The organism is Pseudomonas sp. Q1-7, assembly GCF_028010285.1.
In the GTDB taxonomy this organism is placed as follows: domain Bacteria; phylum Pseudomonadota; class Gammaproteobacteria; order Pseudomonadales; family Pseudomonadaceae; genus Metapseudomonas.
The window spans coordinates 1,061,473-1,079,856 of sequence record NZ_CP116304.1 but is presented as its reverse complement, the minus strand read 5'-3'; the positions used below and the strand labels follow the sequence as shown (position 1 = coordinate 1,079,856).

General features: G+C 68.2%; 22 protein-coding genes. 12 read left to right on the top strand and 10 right to left on the bottom strand.

Going from position 1 to position 18,384, the window contains the following annotated elements; genetic code table 11:
• Positions 1 to 215: 215 nt before the first annotated feature.
• Positions 216 to 602 carry a DUF4345 domain-containing protein gene (locus PJW05_RS05000; protein ID WP_271410636.1) on the bottom strand — a complete coding sequence of 129 codons (387 nt, stop codon included), beginning with the start codon at positions 600 to 602 and terminating at the stop codon, positions 216 to 218.
• Positions 603 to 740: 138 nt separating this feature from the next.
• On the opposite strand from PJW05_RS05000, the gene PJW05_RS04995 reads away from it, so the two are divergent.
• The 3 genes from PJW05_RS04995 (at position 741) to ypfJ (ending at position 3,034) form a co-directional block, all read left to right on the top strand.
• Complete coding sequence (locus PJW05_RS04995; RefSeq protein ID WP_271410635.1) at positions 741 to 1,175, top strand: DUF411 domain-containing protein; 435 nt, start codon at positions 741 to 743, stop codon at positions 1,173 to 1,175.
• A gap of 62 nt (positions 1,176 to 1,237) precedes the next feature.
• Entirely contained in the window at positions 1,238 to 2,092 is an 855-nt protein-coding gene (locus PJW05_RS04990; protein ID WP_271410634.1) for a PhzF family phenazine biosynthesis protein, read from the top strand.
• Between the two features lie 69 nt (positions 2,093 to 2,161).
• Positions 2,162 to 3,034 carry a KPN_02809 family neutral zinc metallopeptidase gene (ypfJ, locus tag PJW05_RS04985; RefSeq protein ID WP_271410633.1) on the top strand — a complete coding sequence of 291 codons (873 nt, stop codon included), beginning with the start codon at positions 2,162 to 2,164 and terminating at the stop codon, positions 3,032 to 3,034.
• A 130-nt stretch (positions 3,035 to 3,164) separates the two neighbouring features.
• On the opposite strand, the gene PJW05_RS04980 is transcribed toward ypfJ, so the two are convergent.
• From PJW05_RS04980 to PJW05_RS04960, 5 genes are all read right to left on the bottom strand, one after another.
• Positions 3,165 to 3,503: an endonuclease domain-containing protein gene (locus PJW05_RS04980; RefSeq protein ID WP_271410632.1), complete on the bottom strand. Its 339-nt coding sequence runs from the start codon at positions 3,501 to 3,503 to the stop codon at positions 3,165 to 3,167.
• Between the two features lie 93 nt (positions 3,504 to 3,596).
• The gene (locus tag PJW05_RS04975; RefSeq protein WP_271412169.1) at positions 3,597 to 4,154 is read right to left on the bottom strand and encodes an HAD family hydrolase; all 558 of its coding nucleotides are present in this window, start codon (positions 4,152 to 4,154) and stop codon (positions 3,597 to 3,599) included.
• 41 nt (positions 4,155 to 4,195) lie between these two features.
• Positions 4,196 to 5,065: an acyl-CoA thioesterase II gene (tesB, locus tag PJW05_RS04970; protein ID WP_271410631.1), complete on the bottom strand. Its 870-nt coding sequence runs from the start codon at positions 5,063 to 5,065 to the stop codon at positions 4,196 to 4,198.
• A gap of 31 nt (positions 5,066 to 5,096) precedes the next feature.
• Positions 5,097 to 6,701: a nitroreductase family protein gene (locus PJW05_RS04965; protein WP_271410630.1), complete on the bottom strand. Its 1,605-nt coding sequence runs from the start codon at positions 6,699 to 6,701 to the stop codon at positions 5,097 to 5,099.
• Positions 6,698 to 7,258, bottom strand: a complete 561-nt coding sequence (locus PJW05_RS04960; protein ID WP_271410629.1) for a GNAT family N-acetyltransferase — start codon at positions 7,256 to 7,258, stop codon at positions 6,698 to 6,700. The genes PJW05_RS04965 and PJW05_RS04960 overlap by 4 nt, the downstream gene beginning before the upstream one ends.
• Positions 7,259 to 7,328: 70 nt before the next feature.
• On the opposite strand from PJW05_RS04960, the gene PJW05_RS04955 reads away from it, so the two are divergent.
• From PJW05_RS04955 to PJW05_RS04940, 4 genes are all read left to right on the top strand, one after another.
• Positions 7,329 to 8,252, top strand: coding sequence for a histone deacetylase family protein (locus tag PJW05_RS04955; protein ID WP_271410628.1), 924 nt, complete (start codon positions 7,329 to 7,331; stop codon positions 8,250 to 8,252).
• 127 nt (positions 8,253 to 8,379) lie between these two features.
• Positions 8,380 to 9,618: a TIGR03862 family flavoprotein gene (locus PJW05_RS04950; protein ID WP_271410627.1), complete on the top strand. Its 1,239-nt coding sequence runs from the start codon at positions 8,380 to 8,382 to the stop codon at positions 9,616 to 9,618.
• A 218-nt stretch (positions 9,619 to 9,836) separates the two neighbouring features.
• Positions 9,837 to 10,811, top strand: a complete 975-nt coding sequence (locus PJW05_RS04945) for a response regulator (protein ID WP_271412168.1) — start codon at positions 9,837 to 9,839, stop codon at positions 10,809 to 10,811.
• A gap of 3 nt (positions 10,812 to 10,814) precedes the next feature.
• The gene (locus PJW05_RS04940) at positions 10,815 to 11,276 is read left to right on the top strand and encodes a PAS domain-containing protein (RefSeq protein WP_271410626.1); all 462 of its coding nucleotides are present in this window, start codon (positions 10,815 to 10,817) and stop codon (positions 11,274 to 11,276) included.
• 101 nt (positions 11,277 to 11,377) lie between these two features.
• Here the strand turns inward: PJW05_RS04940 and PJW05_RS04935 are convergent, their stop codons facing one another.
• A complete protein-coding gene (locus PJW05_RS04935; RefSeq protein WP_271410625.1) occupies positions 11,378 to 12,706 on the bottom strand; it encodes a DEAD/DEAH box helicase in 1,329 nt (442 codons plus the stop codon).
• A 62-nt stretch (positions 12,707 to 12,768) separates the two neighbouring features.
• Positions 12,769 to 13,695 carry a drug/metabolite exporter YedA gene (gene yedA / locus PJW05_RS04930; RefSeq protein ID WP_271410624.1) on the bottom strand — a complete coding sequence of 309 codons (927 nt, stop codon included), beginning with the start codon at positions 13,693 to 13,695 and terminating at the stop codon, positions 12,769 to 12,771.
• Between the two features lie 160 nt (positions 13,696 to 13,855).
• On the opposite strand from yedA, the gene PJW05_RS04925 reads away from it, so the two are divergent.
• Positions 13,856 to 14,332 (top strand): Lrp/AsnC family transcriptional regulator, encoded by a 477-nt coding sequence (locus tag PJW05_RS04925; RefSeq protein ID WP_271410623.1) that lies wholly within the window; start codon positions 13,856 to 13,858, stop codon positions 14,330 to 14,332.
• A 55-nt stretch (positions 14,333 to 14,387) separates the two neighbouring features.
• Here PJW05_RS04925 and PJW05_RS04920 read toward each other — a convergent pair whose 3' ends face one another.
• A complete protein-coding gene (locus PJW05_RS04920; RefSeq protein WP_271410622.1) occupies positions 14,388 to 14,999 on the bottom strand; it encodes a 3'-5' exonuclease in 612 nt (203 codons plus the stop codon).
• 25 nt (positions 15,000 to 15,024) lie between these two features.
• Positions 15,025 to 15,504: a LabA-like NYN domain-containing protein gene (locus PJW05_RS04915; protein ID WP_271410621.1), complete on the bottom strand. Its 480-nt coding sequence runs from the start codon at positions 15,502 to 15,504 to the stop codon at positions 15,025 to 15,027.
• A gap of 91 nt (positions 15,505 to 15,595) precedes the next feature.
• Here PJW05_RS04915 and PJW05_RS04910 point away from each other — a divergent pair, with 91 nt between their 5' ends.
• From PJW05_RS04910 to PJW05_RS04895, 4 genes are all read left to right on the top strand, one after another.
• Complete coding sequence (locus PJW05_RS04910) at positions 15,596 to 16,156, top strand: cysteine hydrolase family protein (RefSeq protein WP_271410620.1); 561 nt, start codon at positions 15,596 to 15,598, stop codon at positions 16,154 to 16,156.
• 162 nt (positions 16,157 to 16,318) lie between these two features.
• Positions 16,319 to 17,044 (top strand): hypothetical protein, encoded by a 726-nt coding sequence (locus PJW05_RS04905; RefSeq protein ID WP_271410619.1) that lies wholly within the window; start codon positions 16,319 to 16,321, stop codon positions 17,042 to 17,044.
• A 44-nt stretch (positions 17,045 to 17,088) separates the two neighbouring features.
• Positions 17,089 to 17,568 carry a YbaK/EbsC family protein gene (locus tag PJW05_RS04900; protein ID WP_271410618.1) on the top strand — a complete coding sequence of 160 codons (480 nt, stop codon included), beginning with the start codon at positions 17,089 to 17,091 and terminating at the stop codon, positions 17,566 to 17,568.
• A 75-nt stretch (positions 17,569 to 17,643) separates the two neighbouring features.
• Positions 17,644 to 18,306: a YciC family protein gene (locus PJW05_RS04895; RefSeq protein WP_271410617.1), complete on the top strand. Its 663-nt coding sequence runs from the start codon at positions 17,644 to 17,646 to the stop codon at positions 18,304 to 18,306.
• The last annotated feature ends 78 nt before the right edge of the window (positions 18,307 to 18,384 follow it).

Genomic DNA, 18,384 nt, shown 5'->3' with positions numbered 1-18,384 from the left:
CGCAGGTTGGCGCCGAGCGCAGCGAAGCCCAACGACTCCTGGCACATGTCCGTGCCGAGAAGCGTTGGGCTTCATGCTTCAGCCCAACCGACAAGAACGCCTACCCATGAGAAGGCGCGCGCCAGATCGATCACCAGCGTCCGGTAGCCCAGGCTGCCTGGCTGCCGGCTGCTCACGCGCAGTTCCACCTGCGCCTCGCGGGTGCCGTACTTCCTTCAAGTGCCATCCAGCTTGCGCAGTGCCGCAAAGGCCAGCCCGGCGGAAACCACCTCGTACAGCAGCGCATAGAGGTTGAACGTCTGTCCCAGGCTACCGTCCAGCCAGAGCCCGCTGATCCGCCCCAGGGCCAGCGCGACAAAGACCAGCACCAGCAGGTCCAGCGCCGCCCGCGCCAGTTGCAGGCGCAACTGCGCCAACAGGAGGAAGGCGGCGACTCCCAGCGGCAGGCAACCGTACCAGGCTCGCACGTCGGTGACCGCCGCGGGGTCCATCAGCAGCATGCCGCTGAGGGCGGCCATCTGCTCCGGGCGGATGAAGTAGGCCAGGCCGAAGCCGGCGAGGATCAAGGCCTGCAGGCCCAGCAGGATACGGGTGAAGAGCATCGTCCGGTCTCGCTACGGGTCAGGAACACAGCATAGGCCGCCGGGAACAGTCTGAAACAGAGCGCCGCTTGGGGCGCCGCATCGCCGGCGCTATGCTGCCCTTCTTTGTCCGGCCCGTGCGGCTGCAAGGAGTCCCCCATGCGCGCTCTTCTCCTCACCACCACTCTGCTCGCCGGCATCACCCAGGCCGCCGAACCGGTCGCCATGGACGTCTACCGCGACCCCAACTGTGGCTGCTGCAAGGCCTGGATCAGCCACCTGCGCGACAACGGCATCGAAGTGCGCGATCACGAGGAGTCCAACATGGCGGCGGTGAAGACCCGCCTCGGCGTGCCCTACAACCTCGGTTCCTGCCACACCGGCGTAGTGGACGGGAAGTTCGTCGAAGGCCACGTGCCGGCCAGCGACGTGCTCAAGCTGCGCGAGCGTCCCGACCAGCTGGGCGCCGCCGTCCCCGGCATGCCGATCGGCTCCCCCGGCATGGAAATGGGCGACCGCCACGACGCCTACCAGGTCATAGGCGTCGCCAGCAATGGCCAGCAGAGCGTGCTCAGCGAGTATCCTGCGCGCTGAGCCTTCTCCCGCCCAATCCGACGGCCGCCGATGCGGCCGTTTCGCTTTCCATGGAGCCCGAAATGGATTACTGGCAAGTCGATGTATTCGCCGAACGAGTCCTGGCCGGCAACGGCCTGGCCGTCTTCCCCGATTGCCGCGGTCTCTCTGCCGCCGCCATGCAGGAACTGACCCGCGAGCTGCGGCAGTTCGAATCGATCTTCCTGGCGCCGCTGGAAGCCCCCAACGCCTTCGCCGCCCGTGTGTTCACGGTGGAAGAGGAACTGCCCTTCGCCGGCCACCCGATCCTCGGCGCCGCCGCCCTGCTGCATCACCTGCACACCCGCGAAGCCTCGGCCGACTGGCTGCTGCGGCTGCCGGAAAAGCAGGTGAGCATTGCCACCCGCCGCCTGGACAAGGGTTTCTACGCCGAAATGGACCAGGGGCCGGCGGCGTTCGGTCAGGTGCTGGACGACGCCCGCGCCGACGCTTTCGCCGCCGCCTTCGGCAGCACGCGCGATGCACGCTACCCGGCCCAGGTGGTGAGCACCGGCCTGCCCTATCTGCTGCTGCCGGTGACCGCCGCCGGCCTGGCCTCGGCGAAACAGCGCGAGATGCTGGACGACGCCCTGGCCGGCATCGGCGCGGCGTTCGTCTTCCTGATGGATGTGGACGCACGCGAAGGCCGCACCTGGGACCCGCTCGGCGTGGTGGAAGACATCGCCACCGGCAGCGCCGCCGGCCCGGTGGCCGCCTGGCGCGTGGCCCAGGGCCTGGAACGCCGTGGAGAAGCCTTCACCCTGGCCCAGGGCCGCTTCCTCGGCCGCCCGAGCCGGCTGGACGTCCGTGTCAGCGAATCCGGTCATGTACAGGTGGGCGGCAAGGTGCAGCTGCTCGCCCAGGCCCGCCTGCTGCCGGCCGTGACAGCGCTGGGCTGACGACCGGGCTGGCGGCGCCTGCCGCCAGCGTCAACACTGAATAACTCGCCTGTCGAACGGAGAGCGGTCATGCGCTGGCAACGTGCGCGTCGCAGCGACAACGTAGAAGACGCCGGAGGCATGGGGCGTGGCGGCATGCGCCTGGGCGGCGGCAAGGGCCTGGGCCTTGGCGGCATCGCCATAGTGGTGGTCGTGGCGCTGCTGATGGGCGAAGACCCGCTGCAGATCCTCGGTGAAATCACCCAGCAGGGCGCCTCGATCAACCCGCAGCAGCAATCGGCCATGCCCACCGGCACGCCGGAAGAACGCGAGTTCGTCCGTGCCATCCTCGGCGACACCGAGGACACCTGGCGCGCCCTCTTCCAGGCCGCCGGCCGCCAGTACCAGGACCCGACGCTGGTGCTGTTCAACGGCGGCGTGCAGTCGGCCTGCGGCTTCGCCTCGTCGGCGGTGGGCCCCTTCTATTGTCCGGGGGATCGCAAGGTCTACCTGGACCTGGACTTCTTCGAGGAACTGGCCAGCCGCTACAAGGCCGCCGGCGACTTCGCCCAGGCCTACGTGATCGCCCACGAAGTCGGCCACCACGTGCAGACCCTGCTGGGCGTTTCCGCCAGGATCAACGCTGCCCGCCAGCGGGGCGAGAAAGTGGAAGGCGACAACGGCCTGCTGGTGCGCCAGGAACTCCAGGCCGACTGCCTGGCCGGCGTCTGGGCCTACCACGCGCAGAAGCGTCTGGACTGGCTGGAACCCGGCGACCTGGAAGAAGCCCTCAACGCCGCCAACGCCATCGGCGACGACCGCCTGCAACGCCAGGCTCGCGGCCAGGTGGTGCCCGACTCGTTTACCCACGGGACGTCCCAGCAGCGGGTGCGCTGGTTCAAGGTGGGATTCGAGAAGGGCGAAGTGGGGAGGTGCGATACCTTTGCGACGGCGAGACTGTAAGACCTTTCACCCTCTCCCCCCGCCCTCTCCCGCGAGCGGGAGAGGGGGGCCTGGTCGGCGCCCGGCTCGACTTTTCCCCATGGCACGAACCACTCCCTCTCCCACCTGTGGGAGAGGGCTGGGGAGAGGGTCAGCCGACGTCGATCACGGCTCGTCTGATGGCCTCCAGCACCGAGTCCGTTTCACCCAGCACCTCATGATTCCAGAAACGCAACACCCGATACCCCTGTTCCATTAACCAGCGGTCTCGCTCAGCATCCCATACCGCTTGTTGCTGGTGCTGCCCGCCATCCAGTTCGATCACTAGCCGCCGCTCGATGCAGATGAAGTCGACAATGTAGTGCCCCATGGGCTTCTGCCGCTTGAACTTGAGTCCGAGGAAACGATGACCACGCAGGTGGTACCAGAGATGACGCTCGGCCTCGGTCATATTGCTGCGCAGTGCCTTGGCATAGTGCTTGAGTTCCATTGAGCCTCCTTGCTCGCTTACACCCTCTCCCCCCGCCCTCTCCCGCGAGCGGGAGAGGGGGCAATCCGTGCCACCTCTAGCTCGATACCTCCCTCACCCCTCCACCATCCCCAACAACTCCCCACAATCCCGCGCCACCCAATCCGCCAGCTCCGGCCAGGGGTTCTCCGGCAGGTTCACCAGCACGGTGCCCGCGCCCGCCGCGCGGCCGCAGTCGAGGTCGAAGCGGTAGTCCCCCACCATCACCAGTTGCCGGGGTTCGATCCGCCAGCGCTCGGCCAGGTGCAACAAACCACCCGGATGGGGCTTTGGCGGCGCCTCGCCGCGACCGAGGATGTCCTCGGTGGCGAAGCAGTCGCCGAGGCCGATGGCCTGCAGGGTGAGCAGCGCCAGTTCGTGGGCGTTGCGGGTGAGGATGCCGAGCCGGCAGCCGCGCCGGTGCAGTTCGCGCACCAGGTCCGACGCCCCGGCGGCGGGTCGGGCGTTCAGCGCCAACTCGCGCTCGTGCTCCAGCAGCCAGGCATGCTTGGCGGCGGCGTCAGCCTCGGGCAGGGCGGCCAGGTGGTGGAGGATGTCGTCCTGCGGCGGAATGTCCAGCGCCTCGCGGATGGCGGCGAAGTCGTGCACGGCAATGGTCAGGGTGCCGTCCATGTCGAACACCCAGTGGCGGTACTGCGCGAGACCGGTTTCGCTCACCTCCAGTCCTCGCGCAGGCGCGTCAGGCCTTCCTGGGCCACCGAGGCCACCAGTTGGCCGGCGCGGTTGAAGATGCTGCCACGGGAAAATCCACGGGCATTACCCGCCCAGGGACTGTCCATGGCGTAGAGCAGCCAGTCGTCCGCACGCAGGTCACGGTGGAACCACAGGGCATGGTCGAGACTGGCCACCTGCATGAACTTCTGCCACACCGACACGCCGTGGGGCAGCATCGAGGTGGTGAGCAGGCCGAAGTCCGAGGCGTAGGCGAGGATGTACTTGTGGAGCGCCGGAATGTCGGGGAGGCTGCCGTCGGCGCGGAACCAGACGTACTTGACCGGCTCGCCCGGCGCCGGATCGAAGGGGTTCTCCAGGGTGACCGGGCGGATCTCGATGGGCTTGGCGCAGAGGAACTTGTCACGCACCCGCTCGGACAGCAGGTGGGCATTCTTCCGCGCCAGGTCCAACTCGCTGGGCAGGTTTTCCGGGCCCGGCACCTCGGGCATGGGCAACTGATGTGCGAAGCCCTCTTCGTCCTGCTGGAAGGAGGCGCTGCAGGTGAAGATCTGCTGGCCCTTCTGGATAGCGGTGACGCGGCGGGTGCTGAAGCTGCCGCCATCGCGCACCCGCTCCACCGAATAGACCACCGGCAGGGTGGCGTCGCCGGGGCGCAGGAAATAGCCGTGGAGGGAATGCACATGGCGCTCCGGCTCCACCGTCTGGCTGGCGGCGGAAAGCGACTGGCCGAGTACCTGGCCGCCGAACAGCTGGCGGAAGCCGAGGTCCTGGCTGACGCCACGGAACAGGTTCTCTTCGATGGATTCAAGGCTCAGCAGCGCGACCAGCTCGTCGAGCACCTGGGTCATGACATTCTCCTCAGCAAGGCAGCCGCCCCGGTCATGGCCGGGGCGGTCTTCGTAATTCGGGATAGGCCGGCAGCGTCGTCAGGCGCTCGTCCCACAGCGCGCGGCCAATGGTGAAATGGTAAAGGCTTTGCCAACGACTGTCGGCGATTTCCAGCAATTCATGTACCGAATCGTCGAAGTAGCAGCCGATGCCGGTGCCGGACAGTCCCGCGGCCTCGGCTTCCAGGTAGAGCAGTTGGCCGATCTGCCCGCACTCCCAGTACAGCCGGGGATAGAGCCAGGCGCCCTGTTCCAGTGCGGCGTCGAAGCGGGCGAGCATCGCCAGGGCGACGCAACCGTCGGAGGCGATCTCCTGGCCGCAGGACAGGAAACCCGCCAAACCACGGGCGTCGCCTTCCAGCAGACGGAAAAGCGGCAGCTCGTCGCTGGCCCGCTGCCAGAGGAAATCCTCGCGCAGGCCGACCGCCAGCTCGCCCTCGGGGGCAGCACCGCGCGCCAGCCAGTAGAGCCCTGGCGAGAGCCCCTGCACGCGATGAACGAACAGCAGCAGGTCCACCCGGGGCGCAGCGAGGCTGGCGAAGGGCACCGGCGAGTTCGCCGGCAGCAGCCGACGCAGCCAGGCCAGCAGCAACTCGGCCTGGATGCCGCTGCGGCCATCCATGGACTGCGCGCTGCGCCGCCGGTGCAGAAGCGGACGCAAGGGCAGTCCGGGGTTATCCACAGCGGCGCCGGCAGCCGCCGCGCGCCAGTCGGCCAGGGGCAGGCGTGGTGCCCGACACAGGCCATGGACGCGGTCCAGCTCCGGCCAATGACGCTGCTCGCGGGACAGCCGGTTCGGCGTGCCTTGCAGCGCCAGCGCGGCGACACCCTCCAGCAGCGTCGCCGGGAGTTCGAACTCGCGTGCCTGCGCCGGACCTATCCACAGCAGCACATCGGCGCACTCGCGCTCGACGAACCCGGGGCGATCCAGACCCAGCGGCGCGTCCAGGGCCTCTTCGGCGACGCCGCCCAAGGCCCTTACCTGCCAGCCCAGGGCGCTGGCGGCGATGGCCAGGGCCGCCAGGGCATGGCCCAGGTCGTGTTGGCAGTAACGGTAGGCGCGCTCGCCGTACTTCCAGGCCTCGCGCCAGGGAATGCTGGCCAGGCCGAGCAGGAAGCCGCCCGCCGGCAGGGCGGCACTCAGTTGCGCGGCCAGGGGCGCGGGCAGTTCGGCGCGTACCTCCAGGCTGTGGACATCCGGCGCGTAGTGGGCCAGCAGCGCGCCTTCCGTCACCGCGCCGGCCGGCACCAGCAGGTAGGCCTCGGTGGGATGCAGGTTGCCGGAGGACGGGTTGACCCTTAGCGCCCAGCGACTGGCGCCGGCCTCTTTCCAGGCGGAAATCGCCAGGCTGTCGTAGAGCAGTTGCGCCAGGCTGGCGCGGTCCAGCGGCGCCGGCTCGTCGAGGGGGCCGGCGAACACGGCGTCATAGGGTGGCGTCTCTTCCAGCGGGCGGTGCCAGAGCTCCAGCAACGGCGCCCCCCGGTAGCGGCGAAAGGGCGCCGGCTGAGTGGCCCAGTCCAGCTGTCCGGGGCCGGGGGCGAAACGGTCCGGGCGGTGCTTGCTCAGTTCGTGATAGGCCCGCACGCCATCGCTCATCGCAGCGCCTCCCACTGCGCGCGGCCCAGTCGATAAAGCACATGGCCGCGCAGGGGATGGCCCTCGGGCAACAGGGGGTGTTCGAAGTCGCCGTCCAGGTCGCGCTGCATGCCCAGGCGCAGCATCAGCGCCCAGGAGCGCTGGTTGGCCGGCACGGTAAAGGCCAACACCTCGGCCAGCAGCAGGCGTTCGAAGGCGAAGGCCAGCACCGCCTGGGCGGCCTCGCAGGCCAGTCCCTGCCCCCAGTGGCCGGCCCCGAAGCGCCAGCCGATCTCCACCGCCGGGGTGAACGGCGCCTCGAAGTTGACGTTCTGCAGGCCGAGCACGCCGACGAAGGCACCGTCTTCGCGCCGCTCGACGATCAACTGGCCAAAGCCGTGGTCCTGGAAATGCCGGCGAATACGCGCCGCCAGGGCATCGCTGTCCTCGCGGCCAAGGCAGGCGGGGAAATGCCGCATCACCTCGGGGTCGGCGTTGAGCGCGGCGAAGGCCGCGAGGTCGTCGTCACGCCAGGTGCGCAGGCGCAGGCGCGGGGTATCGAGTTCTATCGGAGACACGGGCGGTTCTCTTGAGCGCGGCGAGAGGCCCCCATCATACTGCCGCCGTGATGCTCCCGAGTGCCCATCGATGTTCCTGCCACTGGTCTACCACGACGACTACAGCCCGCCGTTCCCGGCGGAGCACCGCTTCCCCATGGAGAAGTTCCGCCTGCTCTACGAGCACCTGCTGGACAGCGGACTGGCCACCGACGAGCACCTGCACCGGCCGGCTATCTGCCCAGCCGAGGTACTGGCCCTGGCTCATTGCCCAGACTACATCCAGCGTTTCCTCGCAGGCGAACTCGGCCGCGAGGAACAGCGCCGCCTCGGCCTGCCCTGGAGCCCGCCCCTGGCGCGCCGCACCGTACGCGCGGTGGGCGGCTCGCTGCTGGCCGCCGACCTGGCCCTGAAGCACGGCCTGGCCTGCCACCTGGCCGGCGGCACCCACCATGCGCATTTCGATCATGCGTCGGGCTTCTGCATCTTCAACGACCTGGCGGTGATCAGCCGCTACCTGTTGGCGGCGGGCAAGGTGCAGCGGGTGCTGATTTTCGACTGCGACGTGCACCAGGGCGACGGCACCGCGCGGCTGCTGGCCGACACGCCGGAAGCCGTCACCGTGTCCCTGCACTGCGAAAAGAACTTCCCCGCGCGCAAGGCCGAAAGCGACTGGGACATTCCCCTGCCCATGGGCATGGGCGACGCCGACTACCTGCGGGTGGTGGACGACGCGCTGAACTATCTGTTGCCGCTTTACCAGCCCGACCTGGTGCTCTACGACGCCGGCGTCGATGTGCACAAGGACGACGCCCTGGGCTACCTGCGACTCACCGATGCCGGCGTGGCCGAGCGCGACGAGCGGGTGATCCGCCAGTGCCTGTCCCGCGACATCCCGGTGGTGGGCCTGATCGGCGGCGGCTACGACAAGGACCGCGCCGCCCTCGCCCGCCGCCATGGCATCCTCCATCACAGCGCGGATCGAGTCTGGCGGGAAATGGGGCTGGGCGGCTGAAGTCCTATAGCGCCGTAGGATGGGTAGAGCGCAGCGAAACCCATCGCCGCAAAGCCGACACCCCATCCTCCGAACGCCTCGCGGTCCGGTAGAATGCGCCCTCCCCATTCCTGTCCGACCAATCCCCATGAAAGACTCCGCCCCCCTCGTCGCCGTCATCGGCGGCGGCCCTGCCGGCCTGATGGCCGCCGAAGTCCTGACCGCAGGCGGTGCGCGGGTGGAGCTGTTCGATGCCATGCCTTCGGTGGGGCGCAAGTTCCTGCTGGCCGGCGTCGGCGGAATGAACATCACCCACTCCGAAGCCAGGGCCCCGTTCATCGCACGCTACGGCGCGCGCCGTGAGGAAGTGGCCGCGTTGCTGGAGCACTTCGCTGGCGAAGAGCTGCGTGCGTGGATTCACGGCCTGGGCATCGACACCTTCGTCGGCAGCTCGGGGCGGGTCTTTCCCACCGACATGAAGGCCGCCCCGCTGCTGCGGGCCTGGCTCAAGCGCCTGCGCGAGCAGGGCGTGGCGATTCACACCCGCAGTCGCTGGCTCGGCTGGGACGACGGCGGCGCCCTGCGCATCGCCACGGCGGACGGCGAAACCACGGTGCAGGCCGATGCCTGCATCCTCGCCCTCGGCGGCGGCAGTTGGGCGCGACTGGGTTCGGACGGCGCCTGGGTACCGCTGTTGCAAGCCCAGGGTGTCGCCATCGCGCCCTTGCAACCGAGCAACTGCGGCTTCGAGGTGGACGGCTGGAGCCCGTTGCTGCAGGAGAAATTCGCCGGCGCGCCGATCAAGCCCGTGGCCATCCGCCTGGATCAGCAGCCGCCGCGCCAGGGCGAGTTCGTGCTCACCGCCACGGGCGTCGAAGGCAGCCTGATCTACGCCCTCTCCGCCGCCATCCGCGAGCGGATCGAGGCCGAAGGCAGCGCCACCCTGTACCTCGACCTGCTGCCCAACCAGCCGCCGGACAAGGTGGCCAAGGCCCTGGCGCGACCACGCGGCTCGCGCTCCATGGCCAAGCACCTGCACAGCCAGCTGGGTATCGACGGTGCCCGCGCCGGCCTGCTGCGGGAACTCGCGACCCAGGATGATTTCCTCGACCCCGCGCGCCTGGCCGCCGTCATCAAGAAGTTGCCATTGCGCCTGGTGCGCGCACGGCCGCTGGACGAAGCCATCAGTTCGGCCGGCGGCGTGCCCTTCGAGGCGCTGGACGCCGGCCTGATGCTCGAACGCCTGCCGGGCGTGTTCTGTGCCGGCGAGATGCTCGACTGGGAAGCCCCCACCGGCGGCTACCTGCTCACCGCCTGTTTCGCCAGCGGTCGGGTCGCCGCCCAGGGCGCGCTGCGCTGGCTCTCGGAGCGGCCCGCGCCGCGGTAACCGCCTCCGCCGGCCCACGGCCCCGTCCGTGGGCATGCGCGTGTTCATCCGCTCCGGCCCCGTCGGCAGCCTTTGGCGCAGCACCCGGAACATCTGATCGGATGCCGGCCGCGAGGTGTCGGCTGCGGCGCGGCCAACGTCTATGCTTGCCCAGAGCCCAGCTTTCTCCATGCGGTGCCCCCAAGGTGATTCCCCTCCTCGTCTGCGACGATTCGATGATGGCGCGCAAGCAGTTGATCCGCGCCCTGCCGCTGGACTGGCCGGTGCATATCACCCAGGCCACGAACGGCGAAGAAGCCCTCCAGGCTATTCGCCAGGGCCAGGGGCAGGTGGTCCTGCTGGACCTGACCATGCCGGTCATGGACGGCTACCAGGTGCTCAGCCGGCTCCGCGCCGAGCGCCTGCCGGCCCGGGTGATCGTGGTCTCGGGGGATGTCCAGGAAGAAGCCCAGCGCCGCGTCCATGAACTGGGCGCCCTGGCGTTCATCCACAAGCCCGCCGACCCCGACGAACTGCGGGAAACCCTGATCAGCCTCGGCCTGCTGCACCCGGCACCGTCCACCAGCCCGGTCAGCGGCATCCCCCTGCGCAGCGACCCGGACCTGCGGGTGAATTTCCGCGACGCCCTGCGCGAGGTCAGCAACGTCGCCATGGGGCGCGCGGGGGCCTTGCTGGCGCGCGTGCTGGGGGTCTTCGTGCAGCTGCCGGTGCCCAACGTCAACCTCTTCGAAGTCAGCGAACTGCACATGGCCCTGGCCGATACCCAGCGCGGCGAACGGCTGTCGGCGGTCTGCCAGGGCTTCATCGGCGAATCCATCGCCGGCGAGGCGCTGCTGCTGTTCCACGACGCCGAGAACGCCGAAGTCGCCCGCCTGCTCGGCAGGCAGCCGGGGAGCGACAGCGACGAGGCGGAGATGCTGCTGGACCTGGGCAGCATCCTGATCGGCGCCTGCCTGGCCGGCATCGCCGAGCAGATCGACGTGCGCTTTTCCCAGGGCCACCCGCAACTGCTCGGCCAGCACACCTGCGTCGAACGACTGTTCCGGCTTAACAACCGGCGCTGGCGCAAGACGCTGGCGGTGGAGATCAGCTACACCATCGAAGACCACAACCTGCACTTCGACCTGCTGCTGCTGTTCACCGAAACCTCCATCGCGCGCCTGACCCAGAAGATCCACTACCTGATGGACTGACCCATGCCGGCACAGATCGATTTCAAGGAGCTCCACTGGCTGCTGGACATCGTCCAGTGCCTGGACGTCGGCGTGGTGGTGCTGGACCGCCAGTACCGCGTCGAGGTGTGGAACAGCTTCATGGAGAACCACTCGGGCCTGGGTCCCGACCGGGTACACGGCAAGAACCTCTTCGAACTCTTCCCGGAGATCGACCGCAGCTGGCTCCGGCGCAAGGTGGACACCGTGCTGCAACTCGGCACCCGTGCCTTCAGCCTGTGGGAGCAGCGGCCCTACCTGATCCGCTTCGAGAACTACCGGCCGATCACCGGCGAAGAGGACTTCATGTACCAGAACCTCACCCTCATTCCCCTGGCCACGGCCGGCGGGCAGGTGGAGCGGGTGTGCCTGATGATCACCGACATGACCGAAGTGGCGCGGCTCAAGCGGCAGCTACAGGAAGCGCATGGTCCGCGGCCCTTGTAGGGGTGCGTGGATATCCCCATTCGTTGCCCGGATTGCACCCCGGCCAGCGACGCCAGCGCTTGATTTCAGACCGAGGACCGCGGCGGACTGGCCGGCGCGAGTCAGCCTTTCTTCGCCTTGCCAAACCCCGGCGCCTTGCGCACCGACTTCACCTTGGGCTTCTCGCTGTCGATCCAGCGCCCCAGCGCACCGGACTTGCCCGCCTTGCCGGCGCCGGCCTGGGGTTCCTTGGGCTTCTTCGGTTTCTTCGGCTTCTTGATCACCTGCCCGGTGGCATCGGTCACGGGCACGCGGTGGTCAGGGAAGAAATCGGGTTCGTCACGACGCGGGATAGTCTGACGGATCAGCACTTCGATGGCCGCCAGCAGTTGCACCTCATCGGCGCAGACCAGGGACACCGCTTCACCCGTGGCGCCGGCGCGGCCGGTACGGCCGATGCGGTGCACGTAGTCTTCGGCGACTATGGGCAGGTCGAAGTTGACCACCAGCGGCAGGTCGTCGATGTCCAGGCCACGGGCCGCCACATCGGTGGCCACCAGGACCTGCACCTCGCCCGCCTTGAAGCGCTGCAGGGCGCGCAGTCGCGACGGCTGCGGCTTGTCGCCGTGAATGGAGTCGGCGCTGACGCCGTGGGCCTGCAGTTCATCCACCAGTTGGTCGACCCCCTTGCGGGTCTTGGCGAAGACCAGCACCTGGCCCCAGCCGCGGTCTTCCAGCAGGTGCAGGAACAGTTCGCTCTTGCGCTTCTTGTCCACCGGAATCAGCCACTGGCGCACACTTTTCGCCGCCGCGTTGCGCGGGCTGACTTCGATGGACAGCGGGTCGCGCAGCAGCTCGCGGGCCATCTGGCGAATGGCGTCGGAGAAGGTGGCGGAAAACAGCAGGGTCTGGCGGCGCTTCGGCAGCGCGGCGAAGAGCTCGTCCAGCTCACGGGCGAAGCCCAGGTCGAGCATGCGGTCGGCTTCGTCCAGCACCAGTGCCTGTAGCTGGTTGAACTTGACCGCGTTCTGCCGGTACAGGTCGAGCAGGCGGCCGGGGGTGGCGACCAGGACGTCGATACCCTTGCGCAGCTTCATCATCTGCGGGTTGATGCTGACGCCGCCGTACACCGCGTAGTTGCGCAACGGCAGGTGCTGGCCGTAGACTCGGAAGCTCTCGTTGACCTGTTCGGCCAGCTCGCGGGTGGGCACCAGCACCAGCGCCCGTACCGAGTTGCTGGCCACCTGCGGGCCTTCCTGGGTGAGTTTCTGCAGCAGCGGCAGGGCGAAGCCGGCGGTCTTGCCGGTGCCGGTCTGGGCCGCGGCCATCAGGTCGCGCCCCTTGAGCACGGCGGGAATCGCCTCGGCCTGCACCGGCGACGGGGTCTGGTAGCCGAGCGCCTCGGTGGCGCGCAACAGGGGTTCGATCAGGCCGAGGGAAGCGAAGGTCATGGGGGGCAGCCGTAGAGTGCGGAAAAGCCGCGATTCTAGCAGGCCGCCCCGCTACTCCGGGATCAACTGGTCTGCTCTTGCAGCCCTTCCGCCTGGCGCTCCCTCTCCTCCTTGCGCTCACGCCATTGCGGCAGGCCGATCAGCACCACGGCGCCGATGATCACCAGCATGGCCAGGCCTTCCTCGACGCCGATGGTCTCGCCGGCGAAACCGATGCCCAGCAGCACCGCCACCACCGGGTTGACATAGGCATAGCTGGTGGCCGCCGCCGGGCGCACGTTCTTCAGCAGATAGAGGTAGGAGCTGAAGGCGATGATGGAGCCGAAGACGATCAGGTAGGCCAGGGCACCCCAGCCCGCCAGGGTCGGCGCGGCGACCAGGTGCTCGCCACTGAGCAGGCTGCCGGCGAGCAAGGCGACGCCGCCGGCGAGCATTTCCACCGCGCTGGCCATGGGGCCGGCGGGCAGCTTGAGGTTCTTGCTCCACATGGAGCCGAAGGACCAGGACGCCGCGGCGAAGATGATCAGGGCCGCGCCGATGGGGCTCGCCTGCAGGTTCGAGCCGAGGTTGAGCAGGCCGATGCCGATCAGCCCGAGGACGATGCCGGCCCATTCCAGGCGGTTGGTGCGCTGGCCCCAGATCAGCCCGAACAGCAGAGCGAACAACGGCACCGTGGCTACCGCCAGGGCCGCCACGCCGGATGCCACGCCGAGGTCTTCGGCCAGGGTCACGCCGCCGTTGCCGCAGCTGAGCAGCAGGAAGCCGATGGCGGCGGCGGACTTCCATTCCTGCCAGGTCGGATTGGGCACGCCGCGCCAGCGCAGGAAGCCGTACATCAGCGTGCCGGCCACCACGAAACGGATGCCCGCCATCAGCAGCGGCGGCCAGGACTCCACGCCGATGCGGATGGCGAGGTAGGTGGAACCCCAGATCAGGTAGAGGGCAATGAAAGCCCCTATGAGCAACAGCGGGAAGCGGCGCGCAGGCATGATCGGAACTCGACACGGGGAGGATTGAGGCGTCTATTCTATGTAAGGCGATGTGCCGCGAATAAGGATGAAAGCCTGCTTCATCGCCGCACAAACCTTGGAAAGCGTTGTTTTCATCCGCTTCCGCCGTCGATTCGACGGAAGCCCATCCGGAGGTCCCGTGGACAAATACGACCGCCTGCTGCTGTCGGCCCTGATCGAGAACGGCCGCGCGTCCTTCGCCGACCTGGCACGCCGGGTCAACCTGTCGCCGCCGGCGGTGGCCGACCGGGTGGCCAAGCTGGAAGCCGCCGGGGTCATCACCGGCTACCACGCCAGCGTGGACCTGGCCAAGGTTGGCCTGCCCATCGAGTGCGTGATCGAGCTGCGCATCACCGACCGCGACTACAAGCGCACCCAGGACGCCCTGGAGAAGATTCCGCAGCTCAGCCTCTGCCACCGCGTCACTGGCGACGCCTGCCTGCTGATCAAGGCCGCCGTGGCCTCGATGCCGGAGCTGCAGGACCTGATCGACCAGATCGGCACCTTCGGCGCCACCAAGACCTCGCTGATCCTCTCCACCCCCTTCGAGCAGCGCATACCCGGCGCCCTGCAGGAGCGCGGCAAGGTGGAAGTGCTGAAGACGGCGAAAGGCTGAGCGGTTGCTTCACGTCGGTGGGGGCCTCGCTGCGCTCGTCGCCCCACCTGCACGATCAGCCGTCGCGGTGGCGCCGGAGCATCTCGGGGATCTTCGCCACCGCCAGCTTCTGCAGGCGGCACAACAGCGGGTGCGAAACGTCCTGTACCCCGTAGCGATCACGCAGGCGACCGGCCAGGTGCAGGGCCAGGTTGGCGGCCATTTCGGCGTCGGCCAGGGCGCGGTGGGCCTTGCCGGTATCCGGCAGGTGCGCCCAACTGTTGAGGTTGCCGAGCTTGTGGCTGGGCGCTTCCGGCAGCAGGCGCCGGGACAGCAGCAGCGAGCAGGCGAACGCCTGGCGGCGGGTGCGGCCGATGCGCGCCAGCTCGAAATCCCAGAACTTCTGGTCGAAGGCGGCGTTGTGCGCCAGCAGCGGCAGTTCGCCGACGAAGTCCGCGGCTTCGCCCATCACCTGCTCCACCGGCGGGGCATTGCGCAGCATGGCGGTGCTGATGCCGGTCAGGCCCTGGATGAAGGGCGGCACCGGAAGGCCCGCGTTCATCAGGCTCTGGTAACGGTCGACGATGCGTCCGTTCTCCAGGATGACGATGCCGATCTCGGTGGCGCGGCAGCGGTCGCTCGGCGAGACGCCGGTGGTTTCGAAGTCGATGACGGCAATGGGGTCCACAGGAAATTCCAGGTTGGGGCGCGGTTCAGTTGCGCAACAGCAGGTTGCCCTCGATGGGCTGGTAGCGGCTGGCGGCGCGGATCAGGGATTGGGCGGTGAGGCCGGGCACGCCATAGACCAGGGTTTCCACGCCGTGGGCCTGGGCCACCCGTTCCAGCAACAGGTCGAAGTCGCCGTCGCCGGAGGCCAGCACCACCTGGTCCACCCGCGGCGCGGCGTCGAGCACGTCGATGGTGATGCCGACGTCCCAGTCGCCCTTGGCCGAACCATCGCTGCGCTGGATGAAAGGCTTGAGCTTCACGGTGAAGCCCAGGTTGCGGAGGATCTGCTGGAATTGCTGCTGGCGCGGGTCGCCACGGTCGATGGCGTAGGCGGTGGCCTCGACTATCGCGCCCTCGGCGGCGACGCTCTGCCAGAAGGCACTGTAGTGGAAATGGCAGCCGTAGGCGTGGCGTACCGTGTAGTAGAGGTTTTGCACGTCGGCGAATACGGCGATTTTCTTCAACGCGGCTCCTCGGTGGCTGGCTGGCGCGGTCCGGGTAAGGATAGAGTGCGGCCAGTATGCCAGCCTAAGAGAGTGGAAAGTGGATAAGACCATGGAGAAGTCTCCGGGTGCCCTGCTGATCATCGACCAGCAGCAAGGCATCCGTCGCCTCGACAAGCCGCGCAACAACCCCGCGGCGGAAAGCCGTATGGCCACCCTGCTGGCGCACTGGCGCGGCGCCGGCTGGCCACTGGTGCATATCCGCCATATCTCCCGCGAGGCCGGATCGGTCTTCGCCCCCGGCCAACCCGGGGCCCTGTTCCAGGCCGAATTCGAACCGCAGCCGGGCGAACAGGTGCTGGAGAAGAACGTGCCCGACGCCTTCGTCAACAGCGGCCTGGAACGCTGGCTGCGGGTGCGCGGCCTCGACGCCGTGGTCATCGTCGGCGTCGCCAGCGAGAACTCGGTGGAAGCCACGGCCCGCAGCGCCGGCAACCTGGGCTTCGCCACCTGCGTGGTGGCGGACGCCTGCTACACCTTCGCCAAGGCCGATTTCGCCGGCCGCCCGCGCAGCGCCGACGAGGTCCACGACATGGCGATGGCCAACCTGCAGGGCGAGTACGCCCGGGTGCTGTCCATGGACGAATTGCTGGCGCGCGGGCCGACACCCTGACGGCGGCCGTCTATAGTTTCAGTTACCCCGCGTACATCGAGAACGGGGACGACGCCAAGACCCACCGCATGGGTCTGTTGCAGGGAGCAAGGCGCCCGCCATGGCAGGCGGCGCCGTCTGGCAGTCACTCCAGCCGCAGGCCATGCACCAGGCGATAGTGCAATGCGTGCCCATGGATGTTGCCTGCTTGCCCTGCTGTTGCTCTCCGCCCCCTGCCATGCCGAAGCGCGCCTGGTGTTCAGCGCCTTTCCCGGCCAGGGCCTGCCGCTCTTCCAGATTTGCAAACGCATCCTGATCGAAGCCTACGCCGAGCTCGGTATCCGCATCGAAACCCGCGCCGCGCCCGCCGCCCGCGCCTTGCAATACGCCGAGCGCGGCATGAACGATGGCGAGCTGTGCCGCACCAACCTGCTCGCCGAGCAGCCCAGCGACCTGCTGCTGATCCGCACGCCGCTGTTCGAGTCCTACGCGGTGGCCTTCGCCAATCGCCCACTGCACCTGCGCGACTGGTCCAGCCTGAAGCCCTACCTGGTGGGATTCGAACGCGGCAAGACGGGGCTGGAGCTGCGCCTGAAAGGGGTACGCCTGTCGCCCTCCAACGGGGTCGAGAATGGCCTGCGCAAGCTGGCCGGCGGCCGGGTGGACGTGCATGTGGAGGATTACTACACGGGCATGTGCGTCCTGCGCCAGAGCGGCATGCGCGGCATTCAGCCCCTGCATCCGGTGCTGGAGCGCTTCTCCATGCACCACTACCTCAACCCGCGCCACCGCGACCTCGCCCCTCGCCTGGAGGCGGTACTGCGGCGCATGGCGCAGAACGGCCGCCTGCTGGCGATCGAACGGCAGGTCCTGCAGGAAGCCGGGCTGGATGATCTCAGCCCGCCCTGAGCGACTATCATGGCGCTCCCTTCTGCCCTCCGCCGGAACCCGCAATGTCGCTCCACGCCCGCAACCTGGCCTTGCTCGACGAACACGCCATCCCCTACCGGGAGGTCAGCCACGAAGCCGTGCTCGACTACCCGACCGCCCACGCGGTACGCCAGCGCTTCGGCCTGCGCGGGGTGGAAAGCAAGAGCCTGTTCCTGCGCCTCCGAGGTGGCGGCTACGCCATGCTGGTGACCCTGGAGGGCGCGCGGGCCGACTGGGCCCAGCTCAAGGCGCTGCTGGGCGCGCGACCGAGTATCGCCAGCGACGAGGAACTGGTCGCGCTCACCGGCTGCGTGCCCCAGTGCGCCTGCCCCCTGGGCCACGCCGAAGCGATCGCCCTGGTGTTCGACGAAGCGATCTTCCGGCACGACTACCTGATCTACTCCCCCGGCCCACCGGAACGCACCCTGGAAGTGGCCACCGCCGACCTCGCCCGGCTCCTGCCACGCCTGCCGAACCGGGTGCTGCACTATCGTTCCGCATGAACCGACGTTAGGAGGCGGCAGCGGCTTGGGCTAAAGTGCCCAAGACCGACTGCCGCAAGATATGAATACCCACTGATGAACCCGTTCGAGCTGCTGCGCGCCTCCTGGTACTTCTTCTCCCGCAACGCAGGTGAAATCGCCCTGCTCTGCCTGCCGGTCATCCTGATCGAAGCCATCACCCAGCAAGGGGTGATCGCCTGGCTCGGTCCGGATAAATCCCAGGGCGCCTCGATCATCATCAGCATGCTGTTCTATCCGCTCTACGTCGGGGCGCTGATCATCTTTGTCGACAGCCGCAGCCACCGGATCCGCCTCAAGCCACGGCAGGTGCTGGAAATGGCTGTGTTCCGCTGGCCCGCCTTCGCCGTGCTGGCGGCCATCAGCACGCTGCTGATCATGGTCGGCGCCTGGATGCTGATCCTTCCGGGCCTGTACGTGATGATCAAGCTGGCCTTCGCCGAGTACCTGCTGGTGCTGGAAGGCAAACAGCCGCTGGACGCCATCAAGGAAAGCTTCGCCCTGACCCGCGGCCACTTCTGGAACATCCTCGCCTGCGTGCTGCTGGTGATGGGGCCGATCTGGCTGGTGGACTGGTTCGCCTACCGTGAACTGGGGAACAACCCGGACCCGGTGGGCACCGTGGTCCTGGAAAGCTTCAACAGCTTCTTCCAGCTGTTCGTCAGCATCGCCCTGTACCGGATGTTCGCCCTGGTGACCGAGTCGGCGGCGGAGCCGTGAGCGCGACGCCAATGCGGCGGGCAGCGTCCGCGTTCAGTGGTTTTCCCCGGGGCTGCTAGGCTTTTCGAGCCATTCAAG